We start from the raw sequence: 16640 nt of genomic DNA, 5'->3' as shown, positions 1-16640 counted from the left end.
TTCTTTCAACGTTCCGGACGCGCAGGAGGTAGCCGCGAATGCTTAGCCGTATTGCCGAGTCCTTGTTTTGGATTGGCCGCTATGTGGAGCGGGCGGACGGTACCGCCCGCATCCTGGATGTGCACCTGGAACGCCTGAACCACCTCCCCATGGAGGAACGCCGGAGCGTCGCCCAGGAACTCCTGGCGGTGATGGGAGCCCGGCCGCAGAGCGAAGACTTTGGGCTGCCCGAGCTGCTGCACGCGCTGGCCTATGACAAGACGAGTGCCACGTCCATCGCCGGATCCCTCGGGGCAGCCCGGGAGAACGCCCGCCGTGCCCGGGAAACCGTCTCGTCCGGTCTGTGGGAAAGCCTGAACACCACCTACTACGGGCTCAGCCAGCACCGCAAGGACGTGGTGGGCACTTACCGCTTCTGCAACTGGACGCTGGAACGGACGGCCATGGTCAGCGGCCTGGCCGACACCACCGTCAGCCACGACGAAAGCTGGCTCTTCCTGGTTCTGGGCCGTTCCCTGGAACGCGCCGACATGACGGCGCGGATGCTGTCCACCCGCGACGTACTCTCTGCGGGCATGTCCTGGGTCAACATGCTCCGCTGCGCCGGCGCCTACGAATCGTTCCTGCGTACCCGGCGGGCGGCGTTCGGTGACCAGCACGCGGCCGAATTCCTGCTCCTGGACCGGCTGTTCCCGCGGTCGATTGTCTACGCGTTGCGCGATGCCGACGAGTGCCTGGCCAAGCTGGATCCGTCAGCCCAGCGGGTGGGGTTCATCAACGACGCCCGCCGCATCGTTGGCCAGGCCCGGACCTTCCTCGAGTTCCACCGGACGGATGATCTCATGTCCGAACTGCCCGAGCACATGGAGCGGGTGCAGAAGGCCGTGTCCCAGGCCTCGGATGCCATTTCCCGTAAGTACTTCAATCAGGCGGACGAACTTGCCTGGGTGGGAGAAGTGTCATGACCCGGTTGAGCATCGTCCACAGGACGGCCTACAAGTACAACAAGCGGGTGACGCTGTCCTACAACGAAGCCCGGATGACGCCGCTGACGGACTCCCAGCAGGTAGTGCTGGAATCCGTGGTCAAGGTCTCCCCTTCGCAGGCTGCCGTCAGCACCTACCGTGACTACTGGGGCACCCGGGTGACGGCGTTTGACATGCAGATGCCGCACGAGCACCTTGAGGTGGTTTCCAACATCACCGTCGAGGTGCACCGGGCCGAAAAGATCCCCACCGAGGCGGACATCGTGGGTTGGGATGTCCTGGCATCGCCGGACACCCTGAACACATTCAGCGACTGGCTGCCGCAGTCCCGGCTGAGCGGCCCCGGTGAAGAAGTGCTGGGCATCGTTCCCGGAGTGGTGGCCGGCAAGAACCCGCACGAGGCGGCCATGGCGGTCTTTGCCTGGATGCGGGGCGAAATGACGTATATGTCCGGCTCCACCGCCGTGACCACCAACGCGGAAGAAGCCTGGGGCCAGCGCCAGGGCGTCTGCCAGGACCTGGCCCACCTCGCCATCGGTGCACTGCGGAGCTGCGGCATTCCGGCCCGGTATGTTTCGGGATACCTGCACCCGCGGTCCAGCGCCGGGATCGGCGAGACTGTCGCCGGGCAGTCGCATGCCTGGCTGGAGTGGTGGGACGGGGACTGGCGCAGCTGGGACCCCACCAACCACAAGCCTGCCGGGGACTTCCACGTCACGGTGGCGCGGGGCCGGGACTACCGCGACGTGCCTCCGCTCAAGGGCATCCTGTCCGGCGGTGGCGGCTCCGCCCTCAACGTGAGCGTCGAGATCACCCAGCTCGCCTGACCACGGCGCCCCCGGCCGTTGCGGCCGGGGGATGGGCCGGCGTCGTCCTATTCCAGTGCCGTCCTGGCGGAACTGGAGATTTGCGTCCACCAGGTCATCGGATCGGTGACCTTGAAGCGGCGTCCCGTCATGGAGTCCGGGGTGACGCGCACGAACGCATCCTTGCGTCCTGCCTGCCAGGGAAAGAGGTAGAGGCGGGAGGTGTCGAGGACCTCTTCGGTGCTTTTGACCAGGGCGGCTGTCCCCTTGATCACCACGCTCCACGCCAGGCCTGTGTCCGGGTCCACGCCGTCTGCCTCCACAGCGACGGCGGCATCCTCACCGGTGGCTGCGGAGAGCTTGGTGCCCTGGCCGGTGCGGAACACCAGCGTGCCGCCGTCCACCGTGTAATTGACCGGAAAAATATCCGGCCGCCCGTCCGCCAGCACGGCGAGCCTGCCCACGGAGACGGTCCGCAGCAATGCCCAGCAATCGTGGTGTTCCAGGTTCTCCACTTGGGTAGATGACTCGTTGCTCATGCCGTGAGCATACGCCCATCACCAGGGGCTGGGCTTGTAATCCTTGAGGAAGACACCGTACTGGTCCTCACCGCTTTCGCCCATGACGATCGGATCGTAGACCCGGGCGGCGCCGTCCACCAGGTCCAGGGGAGCGTGGAACCCTTCCTCCATCAGCCGGACCTTGGTGAAGTGGGGCCGCTCGTCGGTGATCCACCCGGTGTCCACGGCGGTCATCAGGATGCCGTCGGTGTCCAGCATTTCCTGGGCGCTGGTGCGCGTCATCATGTTCAGCGCGGCCTTGGCCATGTTGGTGTGCGGGTGTCCCGGTCCCTTGTACGCCCGTGAGAACTGGCCTTCCATGGCGGAGACGTTCACGATGTACTTCCGGCGCGCCGTGGACCGCTTCATGGCCCCTCGAAGGCGGCTGACCAGCAGGAACGGGGCCGTGACGTTGCAGAGCTGGACTTCGAGCATTTCCAGCGGATCCACCTCGTCCACCACCTGGGTCCAGCTGTTGATGGTGGCCAGGTCCGGAACCAGCCCGCCGGCGTCGATGGCCGTCCCGGACGCAATCCGTTCCAGTGACGCCGAGCCGGTGGACAGGGCCAGCGACGTGATCGCATCGCCGGCCAGGACCGGGTGCTCTGTGACGCTGCCGGCCAAGGCCAGCGGGTGCTTGTCATGGGCGTGGCCGAAGGTCAGCAGCTCCGGACCGCCGTTGGCGTATTCCAGGGCCGGGGGCAACGGCTCATCCTCGGCATCCACCAGCGGCTTGTAGGCATTGCCTGACCGCCGGACGGTCTGCGCCGCGTTGTTGATGATGATGTCCAGCGGCCCGGCGTCATCCAGCGAATCAGTCAATGCCATCACCTGGGCCGGATCACGGAGGTCGATGCCCACGATCCGGAGCCGGTGCAGCCAGTCGGCGCTGTCCTCCATGGCGGCGAACCGGCGTGCGGCGTCCTTGGGGAAGCGGGTGGTGATGGTGGTATGGGCACCGTCCCGGAGCAGCCGGAGGGCGATGTACATCCCGATCTTGGCGCGGCCGCCGGTGAGCAGCGCACGCCGGCCGGTGAGGTCGGTGCGTGCGTCGCGTTTGCTGTGGCTGAAGGCCGCGCATTCGGGGCAGAGCTGGTGGTAGAAGGCGTCCACCTGGGTGTAGTGCTGCTTGCAGATGTAGCACGGGCGTGACCGGATGAGGTGGCCGGCGATGTTTCCGGTGGCAGACGTAGCCAGTTTGTTGCCGCGGGTTTCGTCGTCAATCCGGTCCGGGGCAGCGGTGGCGGTCTGGGCGATGACTGCCCGGTCGGCTTCGGCAATGGAGTCGCGCTTGGTGACCCTGCGGTGGCGCTTGACGGCCTTGAACATCTTTCCGGTGGCGCGGCGCACCGAAACGTAGTCGGGGTGCTCCTCGTCGTACGCGTGGATCGTATTCAGGACCTTGAGGCAGGCCTGGATTTCCTCAGGGGTCAGATCGGGGGAGCTCATTAGTCAAATTTTACAGCGTACGGCGCGGGCCGGAGCACCGTCCTGGTGCTCCGGCCCGCGCCGTACGTTCTTCCCCTCAGGAGTCGGTCAGGACACCCGGGCGTCGTCCGGTGATGCCTGCGCCGCGGCCGCCGCGTGCGTCCCGGCAACCTTGCCCACGGTCTCGCGGACCTCGGGGTACTGGTCCGCCGCAGCTTTGACGGCGTTGGGCATGAGCCCCAGGTGTTGGGCGGCCAGCTGCCGTTCGTCGTCGCCGGGTTCCGGTACTTCCTGGCCTTTGGCCAGGACGGTGATGCCGGATTCGGTGACCTTGAATCCACGCGCCCGGTCCAGGTCCGGGTCCAGGCCGATGGCGGCTCCTGCCGGCACCTTGACGTTCTTGTCCAGGATGGCGCGGTTGATCACGGCGCCCGCTCCAACCTGCACCTTGTCCATCAGGACCGAATCGGTGACCCTGGCGCTCGTGGCCACATAGACATCGTTGGACAGGACGGAGCCTTCAACGATGCCGCCGGAGATGACCACGCCGCTGGCCACGATGGAATCCAGGGCCGTTCCGACCGTGTTGTTGTCGCCCCGGACGAACTTCGCGGGCGGCGAGATGCTCTGCCGGGTGTAGATGGGCCACTCGGAGTTGTACAGGTTGAACACCGGCATCGGGGAGATGAGGTCCATGTGGGCGTCATAGAAGGAATCGATGGTGCCCACGTCGCGCCAGTAGGTGCGGTCTCGGTCGGTGGAGCCGGGAATGTCGTTGAGCGTGAAGTCGTAGACACCGGCTTCGCCGCGGTTGACGAAGTAGGGGATGATGTCGCCGCCCATGTCGTGCTTGGTGTCCAGCCGCTCGGCATCCACATGCAGGGCTGCCACCAGGGCGTCGGCGTCGAACACGTAGTTGCCCATGGAGGCCAGGAACTGGGAAGGGTCCGCGGCCAGGCCCGGCGTGCTTGCCGGCTTTTCGACGAACGCGGCGATCTTCTGGGAATCGTTCTGGTCCACTTCGATGACGCCGAATTGATCGGCCATGTGCAGCGGCTGCCGGACGGCGGCGACTGTGGCCTTGGCACCGCTGTGCACGTGCTGGGCCACCATCTGGGCGAAGTCCATGCGGTACACGTGGTCCGCGCCGACCACGACGACGATGTCGGGGTTGGCGTCATGGATGAGGTTCAGGGATTGGTAGATGGCATTGGCGCTGCCAAGGAACCAGCTCTTGCCCACGCGCTGCTGGGCGGGAACGGAAGCGATGTAGTTGCCCAACTGGGTGGACATGCGCCAGGTCTCGGAGATGTGGCGGTCAAGGCTGTGCGACTTGTACTGGGTCAGGACGACGATCTGCAGGTAGCGGGAATTCACAAGGTTGGATAACGCGAAATCGATAAGGCGGTAGCTGCCGGCAAAGGGCACGGCGGGTTTGGCCCGGTCTGCCGTCAGTGGCATCAGCCTGTTTCCCTCGCCGCCTGCGAGGACAATGGCCAGGACTTTCTTATTTAACGGCATGGTGGTCGCTCCTGTACGCCTTCGTAACTCCCAAGACAGTCCGGTCCACCCGGACTCCTTCACACTAGAACAGTTATGCGTGAAGGACTACCTTGGGTCTTGTGCGTATAGACATTGTGACTAAAGAGTTTCCGCCGGAGATCTACGGTGGCGCCGGGGTGCACGTCGCCGAATTGAGCAGGGTGCTTAGTAAGCATGTTGACCTGCAGGTTCGTGCTTTCGGGGCGCCGCGCGACGCTGACTACCACGGGGCGACGGTGACGTCCTACCAGGTGCCGGAGGACCTCGGCGGGGCCAACCCCGCGGTCCAGACCCTGGGCGTGGACCTCCGCATCGTGCCGGACGTCCAAGGCGCCGACGTGGTCCATTCGCACACCTGGTACGCCAACATGGCAGGGCATCTGGCGTCCCTGCTCCACGGAATTCCGCACGTCCTCAGTGCTCACAGCCTCGAGCCGCTGCGTCCCTGGAAGGCCGAGCAGCTCGGCGGCGGCTACGCCCTTTCATCCTGGGTGGAGAAGACGGCGTACGAAGCTGCGGCCGGCATCATCGCCGTTTCGGAGGGTATGCGGCAGGACATCCTGCGCAGCTACCCCGACGTTGACCCGGAGAAGGTCCGGGTGGTCCACAACGGCATCGATGTTGAGCTGTGGCAGCGTGACGACAACGACGACGCCGTCCGCGCCTTGGGCATCGATCCCGCCAAGCCGAGCGTTGTTTTTGTGGGAAGAAACACGCGGCAAAAGGGCGTCCCCTACCTCCTGCGGGCTGCCGCGAAGCTTCCCGCCGACGTTCAGCTGGTCCTGTGCCTGGGTGCGGCGGACACCCCCGAGCTGGCTGCGGAAACCGCCGCCCTGATCGAGGACCTGCAAAAGCAGCGCACGGGCGTGGTCCTCATCGAACGGATGCTGCCGCGGCATGAGCTGATCCAGGTGCTCAGCCACGCCACAGCGTTCGCGTGTCCCTCCATCTACGAACCCCTCGGAATCGTGAACCTCGAGGCGATGGCCTGCGGAGCAGCTGTGGTGGCCAGCGCCACCGGAGGTATCCCCGAGGTGGTGGATCACGGCAGGACCGGGCTCCTGGTGGACCTGGAGCAGGTCACGGACGGTACCGGAACGCCGCTGGATCCGGAGAAGTTCGTCACGGAGTTCGCCGCAGCCCTCACCGAGGTGGTGTCCGACCCCGAGCGCGCCCGCGCCATGGGACAGGCAGGCCGCGAGCGCGCCGAGAAGCACTTCTCCTGGGAATCCATCACCGAGACCACCCTTGAGGTGTACCGCTCCGTGCTGCCCGCCACCAGCTGAGCGTCCCCAAGCAGAAACGACGACGGCGCCGCCCCCGTGGAAGGGGAGCGGCGCCGTCGTCATTTCCTCCAAAGAGACGGTGCGTGCGTCTCAGCCCTTGCGGCCGGCCGCGGCCTTCGCGATGAGGACCTTCTCGTCAACCGGAGCCTGGCCGCTGGCACGCTCGTTCCGGAAATGCGCGCGGGCCTCGTCCTGGCGCGCCTTCTCGGCGCCCGTGGCGACGGCTGCGCGGACATGGTCCTCGCCGTAGCCAAACGCGTCCACCAGGTCCACGGCGTGGGGACGGATCTTCTCCAACAGCCGGTTGATGTACCCGCCCACGGTCCGCGCCCGCTGCATGGAGAGGCGGCCGTTCATGAGGTACCAGGACAGGTTCTTCTCGATCAAGGACAAGCCAAAGAGGTCCCGCAGCCAGGTCAGGACTGTCCGGGTACCCGGGTCAGCCACTTGCTGGAGCGCCTCCGTGAAGGCCTCCCACTGCAGCAGCTCGGCGTGTGCCTGGGCGGCGTCAATGAGTTCGTTCTGGTGCCTGTTGAACAGGGCGGCGCCCTTGTCCTGCGGGAGCCGTTTGCTGCCCTTGAGTGCAGCAGCGGCCTCGGCCACCATGGTCTGCACCCTGTCGGTCAGGAGCGCGCGCTGGCCCTCCTCGTCGCGGAGGGCGAGCGCAGCCTTCTGGACCGACCCGGTGTCCGCTACGAACTGGGCCACCTGGCGCAGGCCGGTGCGGTGGACCGCAGCGCCGGCCGCCTGGTTCACCACGTAGCGGGCCAGCACGCCGAAGTCCACGTTCCGGAATTCCTTGGCATAGTCAGCGAGCAGGCGCTTGGCCACAAGCTGCAGCAGCACGGTGTTGTCGCCCTCAAACGTGGCATAGACGTCAAGGTCGGCCCTGAGCGAGGCGAACCGGTTCTCGATCAGGAACCCGGCACCACCGCATGCCTCACGGCACTCCTGCAGGGTGTCCAGGGCGTGCCAGGTGCTCAGCGGCTTCAATGCCGCCGCCAGGGTTTCGAGGTCTTGGCGGTCCGCGTCGGTGTCGTGCGCGCCGGAGAACACGTCGTCGAACTTTTGCAGCAGCTGTTCGTGGGCAAAACCGGCAGCATATGTGGTGGCCAGCCGGGTGAAAAGCCTTCGCTGGTGCCGCTGGTAGTCGAGCAGGACTTCCTCGTCGGTGTGGGAGGAAGCGTTGAACTGGCGGCGTTCGGTGGCGTACTGGATGGCAGCCTTCAACGCCAGCTTGGAGGCGGCAACGGCGGCGCCGTCCAGTGACACCCGGCCCTGGACCAGCGTTCCCAGCATGGTGAAGAAGCGGCGGCCGGGGCTCGCGATGGGGGAGGTGTAGGTGCCGTCGGCGTCCACGTTGCCGTACCGGTTCAGGAGGTTGGTGCGCGGGACGCGGACGTTGGTGAAGTGCAGGCGGCCGTTGTCGATCCCGTTCAGGCCGCCCTTGATGCCATCATCCTCGCCGCCGATGCCCGGCAGGAATTCCTTGGTGTCCGGGTCCCGCAGGTCGACGTAGAGTGCGTGGACGCCGTGGTTGACTCCCCGGGTGATGAGCTGGGCGAAGACCACAGCTCCCAGTCCGTCCTTGGCAGCGTTGCCGATGTAGTCCTTCCACGCTGCACGGAACGGGGTGTGGATGATGAATTCTTCGGTAGCGGGGTCATAGGTAGCCGTGGTGGCGACGCTGGCGACATCCGAGCCGTGGCCTGTCTCCGTCATGGCGAAGCAGCCCGGGATGGCCAGGCTCATGATGCCCGGCAGCCACTTGGTGTGGTGTTCAGCCGTGCCCAGGTGCATGACGGCTGACCCGAACAGCCCCCATTGGACCCCGGCCTTGATCTGCAGTGAGGGATCCGCCACCACCAGTTCCTCGAACCCGGCGATGTTTCCGCCGTGGTCGTCAGAGCCGCCCAGTTCTGCCGGGAACGCACGGTGGACGGCATTGTTGTCCACGAGGTATTTCAGCTGGCCGAATACCCGCTCGCGGTGGTCCGTATGTGTCAGGCCTTCAACTTTGTGCAGTTCCGGCCGTGCGGCCAGGTCCCGTGCCTGGAGCCGGACATCGGCCCACTTTCCCAGGAGTTGCCGGCCCAAGGCCGCGACGTCGACGGCGGGTGCAGGGGTGTCGGCTACGGGTTTGGCTGCCGGGGTTGCCGGGGAGCGGAGCCCTTTTCGGGCGGTACGGTCCACTACGTCAGTCATGTCACAGTCCTTCTTTGGCGGATAACTTGGTGGTCGGTGGGGCGGGGGTGAGTTCCGGGGCTATGCCAACGCAGAGCCACGCCGTGATGTGGCGGGCCATGGCTTCCTGGCTGGGCTTGGTGGGGGAGTCAGGTGTGCTGAGCCATTGCTCGCCGGCGTTCCGTACCAGGCCGATCGCGGCCCGGGGCCAGAACCCGATGACGGTTTCCCCCACCTCACCCAGGTGGGAGCGCATGGGCGCGGCGATCATGTCCGCAATGGCATCGAAGAAGTGGCCCAGGGCGCCGGCCCCCGTCGCCGGAGACGACTGTCCCGTGGACTCGGCAGGGGCGTAGCTGGTGACGAATGCATAGACGCTGGGGCTGGTGTCCGCCATCTGCAGGTAGGCCGAGACCATCGCGAGCAGGCCCTCCCGCGGCGTCAGGGCACTCTGGGCTGCTTCCTTAATGCGGTTCTGCATCTGGCTCAGGACCACTTCCCCCACCGCCTGTTGCAGGCCGGCTTTGTCCCCGAAGTAGCGGTAGAACACCGATTTGGAGGTTCCGGCGGCCGTAGCGATCTCTTCCATGGACGCGTCGCTTCCGAGGGCATGGACTGCCCTGCGGGCCTGCTTGATCAGCTCCCGGCGGCGTTCTTCGCGGTGGCTCTGCCAGCGTGCGGAACGGCCGTCTGAACTGGCGGCAGGTGGCAGCTCAACCGTGAGCGGGTGGCCGGAATTGTGGAAGTTCACGATACCCAGCGTATCAGGTACGCTGGGTATCGGTAACCGCATGTGAGCAGAGGAGCCACCCATGTCCATCGACGGACAGTCCACGCCAGCACCTGATGAATCAGTTCGAGCAGCAGTGTCCGCGCCGCGCAGGGCGGTGATTGTTGGCGGCAACAGGATTCCCTTTGCCCGCGCCGGCGGCGCTTACGCAAAGTCCTCCAACCAGGACATGCTGACCGCAGCCCTGGATGGCCTGATCGCACGGTTCGGCCTCCAAGACGAACGAATCGGACAGGTTGCCGCGGGCGCCGTCCTTAAGCACTCCAGGGATTTCAACCTCACGCGTGAAGCCGTCCTTGGGTCTGCACTCTCCGCCGAAACGCCGGTGTACGACCTCCAGCAGGCGTGCGCCACCGGGTTGGAAACCGTGGTGGGGCTGGCCAACAAGATCAAGCTGGGACAGATTGATTCGGCCATAGCCGGTGGGGTGGATTCAGCCTCTGATGCCCCGGTGGTGGTCAGCGAGGGGCTTCGCGAGGTCATCCTGGACCTTCACCGGGCCAAAACACTTCCGCAGCGGCTCCAGATCCTGAGCCGCCTCCGGCCAAAGGACCTGGCGCCGCTGGCGCCCGGCACCGCTGAACCGCGCACCGGCCTGTCCATGGGAGAGCACCAGGCACTGACCACTGCGCAGTGGCAGATTTCCCGTGAAGCGCAGGACGAACTGGCACTGAACAGTCACCGGAACCTCGCAGCCGCGTACGATTCAGGTTTCTTCGATGACCTGCTGACTCCTTACCGGGGACTGACGCGGGACGCCAACCTGCGCGCTGATACCTCATTGGAAAAACTGGCATCGTTGAAGCCGGTGTTCGGCAGGAACCTGGGCGCCGGGGCCACCATGACTGCGGGCAACTCCACCCCGCTAACCGACGGCGCCTCGACCGTCCTCCTTGCCTCCGACGAATGGGCCGATGCCCGCGACCTTCCCAAACTGGCCGCCGTGGTGGACGCCGAAGCAGCAGCAGTGGACTTTGTGCACGGCAAGGATGGCCTGCTGATGGCCCCCGTCTTCGCAGTGCCCCGGCTCCTGGCCCGGCAGAACCTGACCCTGGCAGACTTCGACTTTTTCGAAATCCACGAAGCCTTCGCTGCCACCGTCCTCAGCACGCTGGCCGCATGGGAGGACGAGGAATTCTGCCGGACCCGACTCGGGCTCGACGCCGCGTTCGGCAGCATCGACCGTTCACGCCTCAACGTCAACGGATCATCGCTCGCCGCAGGTCATCCCTTCGCGGCCACCGGCGGACGGATCGTTGGTTCACTGGCCAAGATGCTGCATGCTAAGGCCGACCTGGAGGGGCGTCCCGCCCGCGGCCTGGTGTCTGTGTGCGCGGCCGGCGGCCAGGGCGTCGTCGCAATCCTGGAATCTGTGTAGGGGGCAGTCATGACGGATACGTACACCCAGCTGGTCAACAGCGGTCCCGGCCGCACCGTGGCCAGGAAGCTCGGGCTCCCGCAGCCCGCAGTGCTCCGCCGCTACCAGCCAGGACAACCATTGGTCGTTGGCCCGGTCGTCGTCATCGGAAACAGCCTTGGGGCGGACAGCCTCGCCACCGAGCTGTTGTCGTGGGACCTCGATGTCCGGAGGCATGCCGTTCCGGCCGAAAAGCTGGGCGCCATCATCCTGGTCCTTGACGAGCTGGAACATCCGGAGGACCTGGAACAGCCCGTACTGTCCGCGGCAGGCTCGTTGCGGGACTTGCGAGCCGGTGGCCGAATCATTACGGTGTCCCGGCCCGCAGCGGACGTTACATCCCCTGCGGCCGCGGCTGCCCGCCAAGGCGTCGATGGTTTCCTGCGTTCCCTGGCCAAAGAGCTGCGGGCGGGCGCCACGGCAAACGGAGTCCTCCTTGCGGACGGCACCACCACCACGAGCCCCAGCGCACTGGGCACCATCAGGTTCTTCCTTTCCGGCCGGTCGGCATTCGTTGACGGACAGTTCCTCAAAGTCTCCTCGCAGGACGGTGCGCTTTCCGCCAACCCGGACAGGCCGCTGGAGGGAAAGGTCGCTGTGGTGACCGGCGCCGCCAGGGGAATCGGCGCCGAGATTGCCCGGACGCTGCACCGCGACGGCGCCGCACTGGTCCTGGTCGACATTCCGTCGGCGGGTGACCAGCTGGCGGCCGTGGCCAACGAAGTGCGGGGTACGGCGCTGCAACTGGACATCAGCGGCGCCGACGCCGGCGCACGGATCCTCGAGCATGCAGCGCAGCGGCACGGACGCCTGGATATCGTGGTGCACAATGCAGGGATCACCCGGGACAAGCTGCTGGCCAACATGGACCATGCCCGGTGGAACTCGGTCATCAACATCAACATCGCCGCCCAGCTCCGGATCAACGAAGCCCTCCTCGCCTCGGACCACTTCCGCTCATCACCGCGGATCGTGTCAGTTGCCTCCACCAGCGGGATCGCCGGCAACAGGGGTCAAACCAACTACGCCGCCTCCAAAGGCGGCGTGATGGGAATGGTACGGGCCACCGCGCCGCTGGTTGCCGCCAATGGCGGCACCATCAACGCCGTGGCGCCCGGGTTTATTGAAACCGAGATGACTGCGCGGATCCCCTTTGCCGTCCGTGAAGTGGCACGCAGGCTCAACTCGCTGCAACAGGGCGGCCTCCCCAGGGACGTGGCGGAAACCATTGCCTTCCTGGCCAGCGACGCGGCGGGCGGAATCAACGGGGAGGTGCTGCGGGTGTGCGGGCAGAACCTGGTGGGGGCATGACACTCCAGCAACCAGTGATCCTGGCAGAGATGCCGTCGCTGTCCAAGCTGTACGTCAACGCCGCCGCCCAGGCAGCACGCCGCCGGCTCCTGGGAACGCATGACTCCGCCGATCTTCCGGCTGAGAGCCACGAAGTCAGGGGCGTCACCGTGGACGTTGGAAACCTCACGGCATACCAGCACCTGATCGGAGAGACGGCCAGCGACGTCCTGCCGGCCGGCTTCATCCATGCCCTGGCCTTTCCTTTGGCCATGAGCGTCATGAACCGGGACGACTTCCCGCTGCCACTGCTGGGGATGATCCACCTGCGCAACAGCGTTGAGCAGAGAACGCCGCTGGTCTTCACGGACGTCCTTGACATGACCGCCCGGGTGGAAAACCTTCGAGGCCACCGGGCAGGCACGCAGGTGGACGTGGTGGCCGAGGTGCGCCGCGCCGGCTCGCCGGACATTCACTGGCGCGGCGTTTCCAGTTACCTGGCCAAGGGTTTGTTCCTCCCCGGCATCGACAAACCGTCCGCCGCCGCGCAGAAACCGGACTTCGCTGCCCCGGCACCGACCGCCCTGTGGCACCTGGGGGTGGATACAGGCCGCGCGTACGCCGCCGTGTCAGGGGACTTCAATCCCATCCACCTGAGCGTGCTCTCGGCCAAGGCGCTGGGGATGCGCCGGTCGATAGCCCACGGGATGTACCTCGCTTCGCGTGCGCTTGCCGACGTCGGTCCTGCCCGCGGTGACTCCTTCAGCTGGGACGTGGAGTTTGAGGCGCCGGTCTTCCTGCCATGCCGGGTGGCCCTGGAGATCAGTACGGACCAGGCCTCCTCCGGCGCCTGGAAACATTCGCGCTATGTGGCATGGAATCCACGATCGGGCCGGCGCCACTTCAGCGGCACAGTTTCAGCGGTTTAGGCGCTGAGGTGCGCCGGGTGGTTCAGTCCTTTGGCCTGACGGTGCGCAGGATGCGGTGGAGGCTCAGGAGGACCGATTCGGAGGCGGGGACCGTTCCCTTCTCCGCCTGCCTGGCGGTGGTGGCGGCCATGCAGGCTTCCACTGCCGCGTTGGCCGCGGCATAGCGCTCCTGGCGGCCGTTGTCTTCACCCTCGTCATCGGTGGACAGCAACTCTCCGGTCGCCGTGATGGCATCGGCCAGCGGTTCGGTGTCCTCCAAGGGGATCTCATACGGCAGGTCGCTGTTCCAAATCACATCGGAAAGGACATCGGTCATGTCCTGGATATGGAAGGTCACCTGCTCCAGGTTCTGCAACTCGCGGTAGTCCTGGTCGATGTCCCTTGGGTGCAGCTTTCGTCGCGGGTTGGCGCGCCGGCTGGCGTCAGCTTCCTTGACCAGATGCCGCACCGATCTCGCCGCGTCGGACAACTCCTCTGACCTGCGCGACCACTCCTGGTGTTCCGGCGGCCATTTCTCCGTGAGGGCCGCACCCATGTCGGTCAGTTGCCTGCCAAGGGCACGCCTGAGCTCGGCCAGGCTGCTGGCGGCCGCGTTCAGGTGCAGTGGTGGAAAGATCAGGAAGTTCACGGCGATGCCCACTGCCACTCCGGCCGCCATTTGCAGGAGGTATCCGTAAGAGAAGTCCTCGGCGTTCCTGCCGCCGACCAACAGGACCAGGAGCGCAGCCGTGGGAATCCAGTCACTGCCGGAACCAATGCCGGGAAGGCCGCCCAACAGCACTCCGACGCCCATGAAGAGAGCCACCGTCAGGGGGGAGGGGTCGGAAATGCTGACCAGGATAAACGCCAAACCGATCCCCACCGCCAACCCTGCGATGGCCTGGAGTCCGTTCCGTACGGAGCCGGCTACGTTGTGGTACATGGCCACAAGGGCGCCCAGCGGCGCATAGTACGTGTAGTGCGACGCCGCTCCCGGCATCAGCGGCGCGATCGTGAAGGCCAGGCCTGCCGCGAGCGCTGCTTTGGCTGCCAACTGAAGGCGTTGTGCTGCGAAGGCAGCGGAAATTCCTTCCACCGCTTGTTTGAGAAGTTGGGTCCCCCGAGCCCACCGTGCATCCGGTCGTGCTTGAGTATTGCCCATCCGGCCACAGTAGGGCCGGGGCTCCCTCAGGACAAGCCGGCCGCGCAACGACGCACTTCGGTGGCCAGCCGATGGGCCCTGCCCGGAGTGCGCCCCTCCTCCTGGCGGCGGGGGACATAACCGAAGCCAAGGTCGTAGGAGGGATCTGCAAAGCCAAGGGCAGCATTGGCTCCCTCATGGCCGAAGGCGCGGTGGCTGCCGAAGTTCCTGGACGGGTGCGGTTTCATGAAGACGACGGCGAACGCATTGTCGAGCCCCGAAGACCGGTCGAGGCCCCACACCTGTTCCCGGGACATTGCCTCGATGGTTGGGGCGGCGAGGAAGGGTCGGCCGCCGTCGACGCCGGTCGTTGCAGCGGCATAGAGGCGGGCCAGCCCGTCAGCCGATCCCACCCCACCGGCCGCGGACATGCCTGCTGCGCGGACTGCGCGGAGGTTCGGCAGCTCCATGATGGTGCTGACGGGTGCGTTGCCGTTAAGGCCCTCCAGGCTTAGCGGGTCGACCCACCCCTGGTCCGGGGCGTCCTGGTAGAGGACGTCCCGGTACCGCGGTTCCAGTTCTTCCGGCAGGCCGAGGAAGAAGTCCACGCCGTGGGGCGCCCGGATCCTGCGGTCATAGATAGCCTGCAACGGCTCGCCTGCGGTGCGGCGGCACAGTTCCTCCATCAGAATTCCAATGGTGAGGGCGTGGTGCCCGAACTGCCGCCCCGGCTCCCAAAGGGGAGGTGACGCGGCGAGCCGCGCCGCCGCTTCGGGAGTGGTGAACTCCGTGAGCCCGAAGCCGCCGTCGATTCCCAGCAGTCCGGCCTGATGGGACAGTGCTTCACGGACCAGCAGCCTGTCCTTGCCGTGGACGGCGAATTCCGGCCAGTAGTGGGCCACCGTTCGGTCCAGATCGAGGAGCCCGTCCTGGACCAGCAGGGCGATGACCATAGCACCCACGCCCTTGGAGCAGGAGTACGCCCCCGTCAGGGTGTCCGGCGCCATGTCCGGGCCACCGGTCAGCCGGACCACCTGCCGGGAACCCTGGTAAGCCGCCAGCTGCGCACTGTACAGCGGGTCCCCGGCAAGCAGCGACTCGAACAATGCCAGCACGTTCTGGTATCCGGGGGCCACGAAGCCTAAGGAAGTCTGCATGCCTCCCAGCATAGGGGAAAGCGATTTCCTGCCCGGTTTTTGCGCCTAGCTCCCGGCTCCGTGCCCGGCTGCCACTTCTTCGCCTGGCCGCACCGGTCCCGGCGGCGTGCCGTCTCCGAAAGGCCGCCCGCCGAGCGCTTCGCGGCCGTGCGGGGTCAGCCAGCCGGCCAGATCCGGCCCCTTCGGAACGATCCCGGTGGGGTTGATGTCTTCGTGGACGACGTAGTAGTGCTGCTTGATCTGGACGAAGTCGGTGGTGTCACCGAAGCCCGGAGTTTGGAACAGGTCCCGGGCATAGCCCCAAAGTGCAGGCATCTCGTTGAGCTTTTGCCGGTTGCACTTGAAGTGGCCGTGATAGACGGCGTCGAAGCGGGCCAGGGTGGTGAAGAGCCTGACGTCGGCTTCGGTGATAGTGTCCCCCACGAGGTACCGCTGGCTTGAGAGCCGCTCTTCGAGCCAGTCCAGAGCCGTCCAGAGCCGGTCATACGCGGCGTCGTAGGCCTCCTGCGAGCCGGCGAAACCGCAGCGGTAGACGCCGTTGTTGACTTCGGTGAAGACGCGCTTGTTGACCTGGTCGATTTCCCCGCGGAGGTGCTCCGGGTAGAGCTTGGGTGCTCCCGGCCGGTGGAAATCCACCCACTCGGTCGAGAAGTCGAGGGTCATCTGAGGAAAGTTGTTGGTCACGACTTCGCCGGTTGCGATGTCCACGATGGCGGGGACGGTGATACCCCGCGGATAGCTTGGGAAACGCTTGAAATAGGCATCCTGGATGCGCTCAATACCCAGAACAGGGTCAACGCCGCCGGGGTCGAGGTCGAAGGTCCAGGACCTGGCATCATGGGTGGGCCCGGGCTGGCCCAGGGAGATGGCGTCTTCGAGGCCAAGGAGCCTGCGGACTATGACGGTCCGGTTGGCCCAAGGGCAAGCCCTGGCGGCAATGAGCCGGTACCGTCCCGGTTCCACGGGCCAACCGGGTTCTCCGTTGCGGCCGGGTGTGGCATCCCTGGTAATGCGGTCCTCGATGTAGTTGGTATCACGGGTGAACTCGGCACCACCGGTCACATAAGCGCCGCGGGTGCTGTGCTCGGTGGTCTCGTCCGTTGCTGTGGGAGTGCTGTCGGTTTCCTGGCTCATGTCAATAGCGT

General features: G+C 66.0%; 14 protein-coding genes. 6 read left to right on the top strand and 8 right to left on the bottom strand.

Annotated features, from left to right (window positions below; all coding sequences use genetic code 11):
* Positions 1–38 precede the first annotated feature (38 nt).
* Both ACFVVC_RS09900 and ACFVVC_RS09895 read left to right on the top strand, forming a co-directional pair.
* Positions 39–965, top strand: a complete 927-nt coding sequence (locus ACFVVC_RS09900; RefSeq protein WP_018761308.1) for an alpha-E domain-containing protein — start codon at positions 39–41, stop codon at positions 963–965.
* Positions 962–1813: a transglutaminase N-terminal domain-containing protein gene (locus ACFVVC_RS09895; RefSeq protein WP_387452056.1), complete on the top strand. Its 852-nt coding sequence runs from the start codon at positions 962–964 to the stop codon at positions 1811–1813. The genes ACFVVC_RS09900 and ACFVVC_RS09895 overlap by 4 nt, the downstream gene beginning before the upstream one ends.
* Positions 1814–1860: 47 nt before the next feature.
* Here ACFVVC_RS09895 and ACFVVC_RS09890 read toward each other — a convergent pair whose 3' ends face one another.
* From ACFVVC_RS09890 to glgC, 3 genes are all read right to left on the bottom strand, one after another.
* The gene (locus ACFVVC_RS09890; RefSeq protein WP_387452053.1) at positions 1861–2331 is read right to left on the bottom strand and encodes a pyridoxamine 5'-phosphate oxidase family protein; all 471 of its coding nucleotides are present in this window, start codon (positions 2329–2331) and stop codon (positions 1861–1863) included.
* Positions 2332–2349: 18 nt separating this feature from the next.
* Positions 2350–3801: an SDR family NAD(P)-dependent oxidoreductase gene (locus tag ACFVVC_RS09885; protein ID WP_387452051.1), complete on the bottom strand. Its 1452-nt coding sequence runs from the start codon at positions 3799–3801 to the stop codon at positions 2350–2352.
* Positions 3802–3888: 87 nt separating this feature from the next.
* Positions 3889–5301 carry a glucose-1-phosphate adenylyltransferase gene (gene glgC, locus ACFVVC_RS09880; protein WP_387452048.1) on the bottom strand — a complete coding sequence of 471 codons (1413 nt, stop codon included), beginning with the start codon at positions 5299–5301 and terminating at the stop codon, positions 3889–3891.
* Between the two features lie 101 nt (positions 5302–5402).
* Between glgC and glgA the strand changes: the two genes are divergently transcribed.
* Positions 5403–6608 carry a glycogen synthase gene (glgA, locus tag ACFVVC_RS09875; protein ID WP_387452045.1) on the top strand — a complete coding sequence of 402 codons (1206 nt, stop codon included), beginning with the start codon at positions 5403–5405 and terminating at the stop codon, positions 6606–6608.
* A gap of 90 nt (positions 6609–6698) precedes the next feature.
* On the opposite strand, the gene ACFVVC_RS09870 is transcribed toward glgA, so the two are convergent.
* Both ACFVVC_RS09870 and ACFVVC_RS09865 read right to left on the bottom strand, forming a co-directional pair.
* Entirely contained in the window at positions 6699–8813 is a 2115-nt protein-coding gene (locus ACFVVC_RS09870) for an acyl-CoA dehydrogenase (protein WP_387452042.1), read from the bottom strand.
* A gap of 1 nt (position 8814) precedes the next feature.
* Positions 8815–9543, bottom strand: a complete 729-nt coding sequence (locus tag ACFVVC_RS09865) for a TetR family transcriptional regulator (protein ID WP_387452038.1) — start codon at positions 9541–9543, stop codon at positions 8815–8817.
* Between the two features lie 61 nt (positions 9544–9604).
* Here ACFVVC_RS09865 and ACFVVC_RS09860 point away from each other — a divergent pair, with 61 nt between their 5' ends.
* The 3 genes from ACFVVC_RS09860 to ACFVVC_RS09850 are packed head-to-tail and all read left to right on the top strand — an operon-like array spanning position 9605 to position 13218.
* Entirely contained in the window at positions 9605–10960 is a 1356-nt protein-coding gene (locus ACFVVC_RS09860) for an acetyl-CoA C-acetyltransferase (protein ID WP_387452035.1), read from the top strand.
* Positions 10961–10969: 9 nt separating this feature from the next.
* Positions 10970–12310 carry a 3-oxoacyl-ACP reductase gene (locus ACFVVC_RS09855; RefSeq protein WP_387452033.1) on the top strand — a complete coding sequence of 447 codons (1341 nt, stop codon included), beginning with the start codon at positions 10970–10972 and terminating at the stop codon, positions 12308–12310.
* A complete protein-coding gene (locus ACFVVC_RS09850; protein WP_387452031.1) occupies positions 12307–13218 on the top strand; it encodes a MaoC family dehydratase in 912 nt (303 codons plus the stop codon). The genes ACFVVC_RS09855 and ACFVVC_RS09850 overlap by 4 nt, the downstream gene beginning before the upstream one ends.
* A gap of 22 nt (positions 13219–13240) precedes the next feature.
* Here ACFVVC_RS09850 and ACFVVC_RS09845 read toward each other — a convergent pair whose 3' ends face one another.
* From ACFVVC_RS09845 to ACFVVC_RS09835, 3 genes are all read right to left on the bottom strand, one after another.
* Positions 13241–14293, bottom strand: coding sequence for an aromatic acid exporter family protein (locus ACFVVC_RS09845; RefSeq protein ID WP_387452028.1), 1053 nt, complete (start codon positions 14291–14293; stop codon positions 13241–13243).
* Between the two features lie 92 nt (positions 14294–14385).
* Positions 14386–15495, bottom strand: a complete 1110-nt coding sequence (locus ACFVVC_RS09840) for a serine hydrolase domain-containing protein (protein WP_387452025.1) — start codon at positions 15493–15495, stop codon at positions 14386–14388.
* A gap of 45 nt (positions 15496–15540) precedes the next feature.
* On the bottom strand, positions 15541–16629 hold the full coding sequence (locus tag ACFVVC_RS09835) for a glutathione S-transferase family protein (protein WP_387452022.1): 1089 nt from the start codon (positions 16627–16629) through the stop codon (positions 15541–15543).
* Positions 16630–16640: the final 11 nt, after the last annotated feature.

It is taken from the genome of Pseudarthrobacter sp. NPDC058196, from assembly GCF_042882685.1.
In the GTDB taxonomy this organism is placed as follows: Bacteria; Actinomycetota; Actinomycetes; order Actinomycetales; family Micrococcaceae; genus Arthrobacter.
This window is presented reverse-complemented; position numbering and strand designations above follow the sequence as displayed.